Annotated in this window: 10 protein-coding genes; 3 read left to right on the top strand and 7 right to left on the bottom strand. The window is 75.0% G+C overall.

Annotated elements, in window-relative coordinates:
- Positions 1–42: 42 nt before the first annotated feature.
- The 3 genes from ACFVVX_RS33425 to ACFVVX_RS33435 form a co-directional block, all read right to left on the bottom strand.
- Positions 43–1,491, bottom strand: a complete 1,449-nt coding sequence (locus ACFVVX_RS33425; protein ID WP_387951243.1) for an oxygenase MpaB family protein — start codon at positions 1,489–1,491, stop codon at positions 43–45.
- Positions 1,492–1,649: 158 nt separating this feature from the next.
- Positions 1,650–2,363 (bottom strand): polyprenyl diphosphate synthase, encoded by a 714-nt coding sequence (gene uppS / locus ACFVVX_RS33430; RefSeq protein ID WP_387951228.1) that lies wholly within the window; start codon positions 2,361–2,363, stop codon positions 1,650–1,652.
- Positions 2,364–2,656: 293 nt separating this feature from the next.
- Positions 2,657–3,343, bottom strand: a complete 687-nt coding sequence (locus ACFVVX_RS33435; RefSeq protein ID WP_387951230.1) for a nucleotidyltransferase domain-containing protein — start codon at positions 3,341–3,343, stop codon at positions 2,657–2,659.
- Positions 3,344–3,692: 349 nt separating this feature from the next.
- On the opposite strand from ACFVVX_RS33435, the gene ACFVVX_RS33440 reads away from it, so the two are divergent.
- On the top strand, positions 3,693–4,406 hold the full coding sequence (locus ACFVVX_RS33440; protein ID WP_387951232.1) for a hypothetical protein: 714 nt from the start codon (positions 3,693–3,695) through the stop codon (positions 4,404–4,406).
- A 459-nt stretch (positions 4,407–4,865) separates the two neighbouring features.
- Here ACFVVX_RS33440 and ACFVVX_RS33445 read toward each other — a convergent pair whose 3' ends face one another.
- The 3 genes from ACFVVX_RS33445 to ACFVVX_RS33455 form a co-directional block, all read right to left on the bottom strand.
- Positions 4,866–5,084, bottom strand: a complete 219-nt coding sequence (locus ACFVVX_RS33445) for a hypothetical protein (RefSeq protein WP_387951234.1) — start codon at positions 5,082–5,084, stop codon at positions 4,866–4,868.
- A 169-nt stretch (positions 5,085–5,253) separates the two neighbouring features.
- A complete protein-coding gene (locus ACFVVX_RS33450) occupies positions 5,254–5,793 on the bottom strand; it encodes an OsmC family protein (protein WP_387951236.1) in 540 nt (179 codons plus the stop codon).
- Between the two features lie 119 nt (positions 5,794–5,912).
- Positions 5,913–6,215, bottom strand: coding sequence for a DUF1232 domain-containing protein (locus tag ACFVVX_RS33455; protein WP_387951238.1), 303 nt, complete (start codon positions 6,213–6,215; stop codon positions 5,913–5,915).
- Between the two features lie 323 nt (positions 6,216–6,538).
- On the opposite strand from ACFVVX_RS33455, the gene ACFVVX_RS33460 reads away from it, so the two are divergent.
- Entirely contained in the window at positions 6,539–7,267 is a 729-nt protein-coding gene (locus ACFVVX_RS33460; RefSeq protein WP_387951239.1) for a ribonuclease H, read from the top strand.
- 47 nt (positions 7,268–7,314) lie between these two features.
- Here ACFVVX_RS33460 and ACFVVX_RS33465 read toward each other — a convergent pair whose 3' ends face one another.
- Positions 7,315–7,938, bottom strand: coding sequence for a DedA family protein (locus ACFVVX_RS33465; protein WP_387951245.1), 624 nt, complete (start codon positions 7,936–7,938; stop codon positions 7,315–7,317).
- A gap of 494 nt (positions 7,939–8,432) precedes the next feature.
- Between ACFVVX_RS33465 and ACFVVX_RS33470 the strand changes: the two genes are divergently transcribed.
- A complete protein-coding gene (locus ACFVVX_RS33470; protein ID WP_387951241.1) occupies positions 8,433–9,629 on the top strand; it encodes an alpha/beta hydrolase family protein in 1,197 nt (398 codons plus the stop codon).
- The last annotated feature ends 91 nt before the right edge of the window (positions 9,630–9,720 follow it).

Below are 9,720 nucleotides of genomic sequence, written 5' to 3' on the forward strand. Positions count from 1 at the left end.
GGCCGGACCGGGCCTGCCGGGGGCCGGCAGGCCCCGGTGGGATCACGCCTGGGCGAGCAGCGGGTCGAAGGCGGTGGACCGCCGGCGGCCCGCCATGAAGGCGAGGAAGTCCTTGACGAAGGCGGCCCGCGTGTACGTCCCGTCCGAGTCGAGCAGTTCGCGCCGGAAGCCGGTGCGGAACAGGGCACGGTACTCGTCCGCGTCGATGGACTGGTTGCCGTCGGCGTCGGTCGCGTCGAACAGCACCTCGGCGACCCGGATCAGGGCCGGGCCGGCGAGGGAGGGGACCGCCTGCGCGTACTCCTGCCGGCTGATCCGGCCGTCGCCGTCCGTGTCGAGTGTCGACTGGAGCTCCCGCCACCACGCGGCGTAGGCGTCGTAGAGCCTGGTCTCCTCCGGCTCGTCCAGGTCGAGCCGGCCGGACAGCTCCCGGGCCATGGCCGCGAGGTCGGGCCAGTCCAGGTAGCCGTTCCCGGTCTGGTCCAGCACGGCGTCGAAGAACTCCTCGGCGCCGCGCTGCGGTGCGCCGTCGCGCGCCGTGCGCCCGGCCGGCCGGCCGGTGCCGGACCTGCCGGAGCCGTCGGGCTCGTCCGGCAGCGGGGTGGCCAGTCGCAGCAGCGCGCCGAACCGCTTCATCCCGTCGCCCACGGCGGCCAGTGCCCTGGCCCTGGGGTCGTCGCTGTCGGGCGACAGGGAGAGCAGGTCGATGAGGTTCTCGGCGGTGATCCAGCCGTCCGGCAGCAGCCGCGTCGCGCCCAGGGCCAGGTAGGCGCCCTGGGTCAGCGTCTGGGCACCGGGGATCTCGGTCAGCCCGGCCCGCCTGCGGAACGCCTCCGGGAGCGAGGCGACCGTGACCACGCCGATCGCCGGCCCGGCCAGGGCGCGGCCGGCCGCCCACAGCGTGGGCAGGCCCTCCAGCAGCGGCGGCGCCGGAAGGTGGTCGAAGAGGTGGTAGAGAATCGTGCGCAGCGCCTCGGTGTTCTCCAGCTCCTCCTCGACCACCCGGTCGTAGTACGGCCAGAAGTCCCTCAGGGACTCGGGGAGTTGACCGGAGGAGGGGCCCATCACCGTCAGGAAGGCCTGGAACTGCGCGTACAGCTCCTCCATCGCGGCCTGGTCGAGCGGCCGCCCGCTCCAGCGGAACATGGTGACGGCGCTCTCGAACATCGTGGCGACCACCCACACGCGGGCGGCCGGGTCCATGGCGTCGTAGGGCCTGTCCGCGGCGTCGGTGCCGTTCAGCCGGGCGTGCAGCCGGTTGAGCCGGGCCGCCTCCCGGTCCCGCGCCGGTTCGTCCGTGCCGGTCATGCGCTGCAGGCTGCGCAGGGTGTTGTTCAGCCGTCGCCAGGGGTGCGTCACGAAGGTGGAGCTGTCGGCCAGGGCCGCGCCGATCTGCGGGTGGGCGGCCTCCAGGACCGTCGCCCGGATCATGGCCACGGCCCAGCAGGGGTCGTCGAAGAGCCGGTGGAACCGCGTCCCCGGGCCGAACAGCGGTCCCGGCCGCGCGGCGGACCCGGCGGCGGGCGCGGTCTCTTCGGGGGCGGTGTCTTCGGGCGCGGGCTCCGCGTCGGGGGCGGGCTCCGCGTCGGGGGCGGTGCGTGCTGCGGGGGCGGACTCCGTGCCGCCCGGGTGGTTGCCGGTCGTCTGGGTCACGGTCCGGGTTCTCCCTTCGTGTCGGCCGCCACGCCGCCGAACCGGCGGTGGCGTCGCTGATAGGTGTTCAGGCACTCCAGGAAGTGCGTGGCGCGGAAGTCGGGCCACAGCACCGGCGGGAAGACCCACTCGGCATAGGCGACCTGCCAGAGCATGAAGTTCGAGATGCGCTGCTCCCCCGAGGTCCGGATGACCAGGTCCACGTCCGGGGTGTCGGGGAAGGGCAGATGGGCCGCGAAGCTGTCCTCGTCCACGGCCTCGGGCGCCGCGCCGCTGCGGATCAGCGAGCGCGCGGCCTCGACGATGTCCCGGCGCCCGCCGTGGTCGAACGCCACGGTCAGCGTCATGCCCCGGTTGCGGCCGGTGAGCGTCGTCAGGTCGGCGAAGTCGCGGGCCAGCGCGGCCGGGATCCGCGGATCCGCGCCGCCGAGGAAGCGGCAGCGGATGCCGCGGGCGTGCAGCAGCGGCGCGTGCTTGCGCACGACCCGGCGCACCAGGCGCAGGAGGTAGTCGACCTCCTCGCCGGGGCGGTGCCAGTTCTCGGTGGAGAACGCGTACAGGCTGAGCCACCGCACGCCGGCCGACCGGGCCGCCTCGATGACGTCGATCACCGTCGCCTCGGCGGCGCGGTGACCGGAGGTCCGCGGCAGGTCGCGCCGCGCCGCCCAGCGCCCGTTGCCGTCCATGACGCAGGCGACGTGGTGCGGCACCGGGACCGCCCGCTCCCCCGCGGCCGGCCGCGGCACGACCGCCCCCACGGGCGGGGCGGGACCTCCGAAGACCTGTTCCACCGCCACCGCCGCCCCTCCGCTCGCCACCGGGCCCGCGAACCCCGCGAACCCGTCAGCAGCGTGCCGGTGCCGGGCCCGGCGTGTCCGGCACTCCGGGGATCTTCACCCGATCCGGTAACGCGCCCGGGGCCGTTGCCGGCCGGCGGCGCCTCCTCGGACGTGCTGGCAGAGCCCCTCCGGCCCGGCGGAGCCGACGGGTGGTCATCCGTCGCTCAGGACACGGCGGTTGGGCCGCCGGGCGGCGGTGCGGTCGGCCCGGCGGCCGGCCCGAGGCGGTTCAGCCAGGGGTGTCCGGGGTGTACCCGGGCGAGGAGGGCGGCCAGTGTCCGCCGCTGGGTGCCGTCCATCAGGGGAAGTGCGACGGCCAGGTCCTGCCGGTCCTTGGGGCGGGCGGCCTTGGCCTTGAACAGCAGGGTCAACTCCGGTGCGAGGTAGGGGATCCCGTCCGCCGTGCGGCGGACGACGGCGGTGTACGGCAGGCGGATCGACGGGTCGCGCCGGCAGATCCAGGTCGGGCCGTCGTGCGGCTCGCGGAAGACGTCCACCAGGAAGTTCCCGGTCGCCGGGTCGCGCAGCCAGGTCTGGTGGGTCAGCTCCCACACCTCCGGCGCGGGGGTCTGCCAGAGGTGTCCGGACGCCACGATGTCGAAGGCGAACTCGTCGAACCGGGACTGCACTTCGGGGAAGGAGGCGGCCGGGACGGCGATCTCCAGGTCGCTGTGCCGGCGGGTCCGCTCGCCCGTGAACAGGTCGATGGCCCATCCCCCGGCGACGCACCAGGGGGCCGAGACGCCTGCGAGCCGGGCCGCCACCTCGGCGGGCGTCCAGGCGTCCGCCCACCTGGCCCCGGCCTCGGCCTCGGTGATCTCGACGCCGCCGGGGGGTAGTCCATCGGTCATCCGGCCAGGCTACCGGGAGCCCCGGCCGCCGAAGGGGTGAGCGGACCGCACGCGCGGCAGGCCGTGCGGCCGCCACCACCCCGCCCGGGAGCGCCGAAGGGCCCTGCATCTACCGATAAGCACCTGGATTTCCGGAACTTCGGCGATCAAGCATCGTCCTGACGCACCGTCACCACTCCCCGGCTTCCTGGAGGACCCCGGCGCCGCACCCGTCCCGTACCCCCAAGGTGTTCGACGCCCACGGGATCCGCCCCGGCTGGGAGTCCGGGCTCGGCGTGGACAGCCGCGCGCCGGTGCGCGCCATCCCACTGCGGCGGCGGCCCCGGCCGTCGCGGGCGGGCGCTGGGTGATGGGCAACGCGACCGGCACCGGCAACCCGGCCCTGTACACCGGCTCCACCACCGGCTCCGGCGCCGACATCGCCTTCCTGGCGGAGGACCTGGAGACCGGCCGGAGCAGGATCCTGGTCTCCCGCGACGGCGCCCCGCCGGTGGAGCTGCCGCTGCCCGAAGGCCACCGCCCCTCCGGCCTCACCCTCAGGGACGGCGTGCTCGGCTGGAGCGAGCGGTGGAGGGCCGGGGCGCGGGAGATGTCCGCGGCCACCGTCCACTCGCTCACCACCGGCCGGGTGAGCGCGCGGTACGAGTCGGACGGCACGGTCGGCTCCACCGTGCTCGCGGGCGGACGGCTGCTGTGGGTGGAGACCCCGGCCAGCCCGGCCGCGCGCAGCGCCATCCGCTCGGGCGCCCTGGACGGCTCGGGCGTGGTCGACGTGCTCCCCGCCGACTCCCCGTACGCCCCGGCGGCCGCCGCCCTCACCGCCTCCGACCAGGCCGTCACCTTCCAGGCGCTGGGCGGCCGGCCCGCCGGCGGCTGGACCAACGCCGCGCTGCCCAAGCTCTGGCAGCTGCCGATCACCGGCGGCACGCCCGTACGGGTCTCCTGCAACCGGGGCGGCCAGTACGAGGCGGGCGCCGACCGGGGCACCCGGGTGCTGTGGCTGGACGCCACCACCGGCCGCACCGACCTGGTGGTCCGCGACCGCCCGGCCGGGGCCTGCTGACGGGCGCTGCCCGCCCGGCCCTGGCCGAAGCCGGCCAGGGCCGGGCGGGAGGGGCCGTGCGCGGGCCGGGGCCGGCCGTTTCTGCCCGGGACGGCCGTGCGGGCCTGTGCGGCCCTGTACGGGCCCTTACGGGCCTGTACGGCGGCCGTCCCCGCTCCGCCTGCGGTCCGATCGCCGGCGGGCCTGCCGTCACGGCAGGGGTCCGCGGTGGGGTGCAGTCGGCCGGGACCGCGGGGACGGGGGGCGCTCCGCGGTCCCGGCCGTGGGAGGCACCGGCCGTACGGAGGCGCGGCCGGGCTGCTCAGCAGCCCGTCAAGGGGGTGGTGGGGCTGCTGTGACCGGAATGCTAGACCCGCCCGATGACCATGAAAAGGGCTTTGACCTGCAATTTTTCGGCCGCGAACATGCCAGGAAGTCGAAGGCTCCCCACCCCGGCGGGGGCCACCGTGCCAGGGCCGGTCAGATCTGCCGGTCCGGGTCGGAGAAGGTCAGGCCGCCGATCGCGAGCGGGTGCCGGGCCGGGGCGGGTTCGGCCTCGGTCTCGCCCGGCGGCTGGCGGAAGTCGGCGCCCTGCTCGACCGGCGGCACCCGGCGTCCGCCGGGCTGGGCGGGCACAGAAGCGTCGACGGCGGGCTCGGAGAAGGCGGGCAGCCCGAGGCTGCGACGGTCAGGGGTCATGATCCCAGTCTCGCAGCCCGGGCGGGCGGGGCGGGCCGGCACCCTGCCGCTGCCGGCCCGCCCCGGCCCGCTGACCCGCACCGATGCCGCCCCGATGTGGGCCCGCTCACACCGGGCGGGGCCAGCCCAGACGGAGCTCAGGCCGGGCGGAGCGCAGCCCCGGTGGAGCTCAGGCCGGGCGGACGGTGACGGTGTGCTGTGAGCGGACCAGTTGCAGCATCGGGCAGCGCGCGTCGGCGGCGGCCAGCAGCTCCGCCAGGGCCTGCGGCGAGGCGGAGCCCCGCAGCTCCACCGCCGCCGTCAGGTCGTAGGGCACGGCGGGCGCCTCGGTCGGCACGCCGAAGAACCGGGCGTCGTTGTTGCGGGCGTTCACCCGGACCTCGGCCCGGTCCAGCGGGATGTCCTCCAGCGCCGCGATGCACAGGACGGTGTGCGTCAGGCAGGTGCTGATCACGGCGCAGAGCAGCTCCGGCGAGGAGGGGCCGAGGCCGAAGCCGCCGATGTCGGGCCCGCCGTCGCCGATGAACGACCAGTCGCCCACCCGGACCTTGCGGACCCCGGTCGCGTCGTCGGCCACGCAGACCGCGCCGATCTCCTCGTCCCAGTCCGAACTCTCGGGCCGCCGGCGGGCGGCGTCGCGCATCGCCGCGCCCTTGTCGCGCAGGTGCTCGGCCAGACCCGGCCGGTGCGCTGCAGGTATGTGCGTCATGGCCGGTAGCGTACGGGCCGCAGGCGGACCGGTCGGCCAAGGGGCCGCAGGTGGCGGCCAGTTGGACCTGCCGGCCCGGCCGGGCTCCGGGTGGGCGGCTGCCGCGGCCCGGCCGGGCGTCAGCGCTTCGGCTGCGGGATCCCCTCGGAACCGCCCACCCGGAGTCCGGCCTTGCCCACCGCGCGCAGCGCCACGAGCAGGAAGCCGATGTCGTCCAGCAGGACGGGGTCGGGCAGCAGGTCCACGGGACTGACCAGGTAGACGATCGACGCCCAGAACAGGACCTTCGTCGACATCGGGATGCCGGACGCCCCCAGCAGCCGCCGGACCCGGACCAGCTTGACGACCAGGACGACCGCCACCACCAGGCTCGCCACCACGAGGCCTGCGGCCACCCACCAGAACACGCCCATGCCGTCCATCCGAAGCCCCTTCCGCCCGGAGTCGCCCGGGAACCCGTCCCGCTTTCGGCAGAGCGCGCGCGATTGCGGCGACGTCCGGCCTTCCCTTCGACGATACGGGTACCGCCGGGCCCGCGGTCCGGTCCTCGCCACCGCGCGCAGGCCGGTCACGGCGGTCACGGTCCGTCGCGGGCGCTCACGGGATCGGTAGGGGGCCCGATGCCGGTCACCGGCGGTCACGAGCGGTGGCGCGGGCCCGGCTGCGGCGCGGCACCGCCGTGGTCGCCGCCGTCCGTTCCCCGAGGTCTGTGCGCCCACGCCGGGGACGCTGGCATGATCGCTGCATGGCAGAACGCATCATCAGCGCATGTGACGGCGCTTCGAAGGGCAATCCGGGACCGGCCGGCTGGGCCTGGGTCATCGCCGGGGCCGACGGCCGGCCGGAGCGCTGGGAGGCCGGTCCGCTCGGCCGCGCGACCAACAACGTCGCCGAGCTGACCGCGCTGAAGGAGTTGCTGGGCGCGGTCGGGCCCGGCACGCCGCTGGAGGTGCGGATGGACTCCCAGTACGCGATGAAGGCGGTCACCCAGTGGCTGCCCGGCTGGCGCAGGAAGGGCTGGAAGACCGCCGCCGGGACGCCGGTCGCCAACAAGGACCTGATCGTGGCGATCGACGCCCTGCTGGCGGAGCGCGACGTCGAGTTCGTCTACGTCCCCGCGCACCAGGTCGACGGCGACCCGCTGAACGCCTTCGCCGACCGGGCGGCGAGCGACACGGCGGTGGCGCAGCAGCCCGCGGGCACCTCCCTCGGCTCGGCCGCGCCCGAGCCCCGCGCGGAGTCGGCGCCGCCCGCCCGGCGGGGCTCCGCCGGGTCCTCGGCCGGGTCCTCGGGGCAGGCGCCGCGGGCCCGGTCGGGCGGCAGGTCCGGCGGCGCGTCCACCGGCGGCCGGACCAAGGCCAAGTTCCCCGGCGCGTGCCGCTGCGGGCGCCCCTACGGCGTCGGCGACCCGATCGCCAAGAACCCGGACGGCTGGGGGCACCCGGACTGTGTGAAGGCCGCCGCGCCCGCCTGACCCGCCGGGGAGCCCTTGCCGACCGCCTCGACGGTCGGCAAGGGCTCCTACGGCTGCCGCGGCCCCTTGCGGGGGCGCAGCAGCAGCGGGAGGAGTGAGAGCGCCACGACCGCTGCCACCAGCAGCCACAGGTAGTGCTCGACCCCGGGGACGGTGGCGCCGAGCCAGTAGCCCGCGAGGACCAGGGACTGCGACCAGAGCACGCCGCCGACGACCTGCCAGAGGGTGAAGGTGCGGGTGGGCACGTCGAGCATGCCCGCCAGCGGGCTGAGTACCGTGCGGACCAGCGGGACGAAGCGGCCGATCACGATGGCCTTGCGGTAGCCGTAGCGGCGCAGCAGTGCCTCCCCGCGGGCTGCGGCGGCTTTCAGGCGCCCGCTGCGGGTGCGGGCCAGCAGGGGGCGGCCGCCGTGCCGTCCGAGCAGGAAGCCCAGCTGCGCCCCGGCGACCGCGCCGATCGCGGCGCAGAGCATCACCTGCCAGAGCGAGAGGTGGGGGCCGGTCCCGCTGCCGGCGGCGCAGAGCACGCCGGCGGGCAGGAGCAGGGTGTCGCCGGGGAGGAAGAAGCCCACCACCAGCAGTCCCGACTCGGCGAAGACGACCACCAGGACGGCCAGGGCTCCGAAGGCGGCGAGCAGGGAGTCCCCGCTCGTCGGGTCGACGGCCAGCAGCGTCCCGGTCACCGGGGGCCGGCCGCGGCCGTCCGGTGGCCCGGGGGTCGTCCTGCGGGGGAACCGGGCACGTCTCGACCGTACTCGGGCGGCCGGGGCACCCGCCACAGCAGAAAGCGGGGGCAGGGGCAGGGTGGTCACTGCACGTGAACGCGGGCGGGGACGGGGAGTTGCCCCGCCGCGCGGCCGACACCGTCCCCGGGATGGTTCTTGTTCCGGCACGCCCGTGTCCCGCGAGCAACATGTCTCGCAGGACCTGTGCAGCGCCGCGTTGATCCTTCGGGGGTTCGTGCGGCTTGGAGTGGGCTGCCGTCGTAGGTCCAGCGGTAGGGCTTGGCGCCGTGTTTGTCGTAGGCCGAAACGAAGGTGGCGCTCGACGATGCCGGCGAAGGGAACCTCGCGCCGCCGGGAACCTCAGGGTGTAGCCAGCACCACTCTCAAGACGGAAGCCCGCATGATCGAGCGTCAGGGCGGGGCTGGACAGGATCGTGCCCGTGAACACCACCTCGAACCGCAGGCGCCGTATCAGCGCTGTCGCAATCCTGGGTCTCGCCGCATCAGTGGCCGCGACCGGCACCGGACTCGCCGCCACGACTCCGCCCTCCACCGTGCACGCGACCGCCGCCACAGCCGCCGCCGCGCCCCCGCGGTCCTTCCAAGGCACGCTCCCCGCGCCGACCGGCCCCTACGCCGCCGGCGAGGACGTCATCCACCTCACCGACGCAAGCCGTCCCGACCCGTGGGTGCCGTCGTCCGGCCCCCGCCGACTGGCCGTCACGATGGTCTACCCGGCCGTCCCCGGGACCGGGACCCCGGCCCCTTATATGACCCTCGCCGAGGCAGCCGGAGCCATCCAGCAGCGGAAGATGCCGGCGAGCTCCGGTGTCACCCCACAGAACCTTTCCAGCGTCACCACTCACGCCTTCGACGGCGCGCGGCCGCAGCGCGGCAAGTATCCGCTGGTGGTCCTCTCACCCGGGTACGAGGACCCGCGAATGGTGCTCACCTCGCTCGCGACCGACCTGGCCAGTCACGGCTACGTCGTCGCGCTCGTCGGCCACACCTACGAGGACAGCGGCGAGACGCTGGCGAACGGCCAGACGCCGCCGTGCGCGATCTGCGACTACCCGGCGACGCTCGACTTCGACTCCGTCGCCGCCAGCCGTGCGCTGGACGTGTCCTTCGTGATCGATCAGTTGGCGCATGGCAGTACCGCGTGGCCCCTGGCACACCTCATCGACAAGCACGGGATCGGCATGGCCGGACACTCCCTCGGCGGAGCGGCCGCCGCCGCCACGATGATCGCCGACCCGCGAGTACGGGCCGGAGTGAACATGGACGGCTCCTTCCACCCGGCCCCGATGCCCGGCCAGATCAACCGGCCGTTCCTCATGCTGGGTGCGGCCGCCTCCCACCACTCGGCTGGCGGCGAGTGGGAGCAGACCTGGGCCGCCCTCGGCGGCTACAGGAAGTGGCTGACGGTCGCCGACGCCGACCACACCAGCTTCACCGACCTGGACCTGCTTCTCCAGGAGGCCGGGTTCCCGACGCCGCCCCTCTCCCCGGAACGCGGGGTGGTGATCACCCGCGAGTACGTGACAGCGTTCTTCGACCGGACGCTGAAGGGGATCCACAGTCCGCTGCTGGACGGCCCCTCGCCGAACAATCCGGAAGTGCTCTTCCAGCACTAGTACTCCAGCAGGACTTCGACGTTTTGCCTGATCAGAGGGCTGCGCAGCGAGTGTAGTGGGCTGGTGCCCGTCAGGGGCGGTCTCCATGGGA

Source organism: Kitasatospora sp. NPDC058170, assembly GCF_042883905.1.
GTDB lineage: Bacteria > Actinomycetota > Actinomycetes > Streptomycetales > Streptomycetaceae > Kitasatospora.

Bases quoted from the DNA above. Each gene is read 5' to 3' on its own strand.
- ACFVVX_RS33450 (WP_387951236.1), bottom strand. From the start codon at position 5,793: ATGACGCACATACCTGCAGCGCACCGGCCGGGTCTGGCCGAGCACCTG.
- ACFVVX_RS33445 (WP_387951234.1), bottom strand. From the start codon at position 5,084: ATGACCCCTGACCGTCGCAGCCTCGGGCTGCCCGCCTTCTCCGAGCCC.
- ACFVVX_RS33435 (WP_387951230.1), bottom strand. From the start codon at position 3,343: ATGACCGATGGACTACCCCCCGGCGGCGTCGAGATCACCGAGGCCGAG.
- ACFVVX_RS33440 (WP_387951232.1), top strand. From the start codon at position 3,693: ATGGGCAACGCGACCGGCACCGGCAACCCGGCCCTGTACACCGGCTCC.
- ACFVVX_RS33460 (WP_387951239.1), top strand. From the start codon at position 6,539: ATGGCAGAACGCATCATCAGCGCATGTGACGGCGCTTCGAAGGGCAAT.
- ACFVVX_RS33455 (WP_387951238.1), bottom strand. From the start codon at position 6,215: ATGGACGGCATGGGCGTGTTCTGGTGGGTGGCCGCAGGCCTCGTGGTG.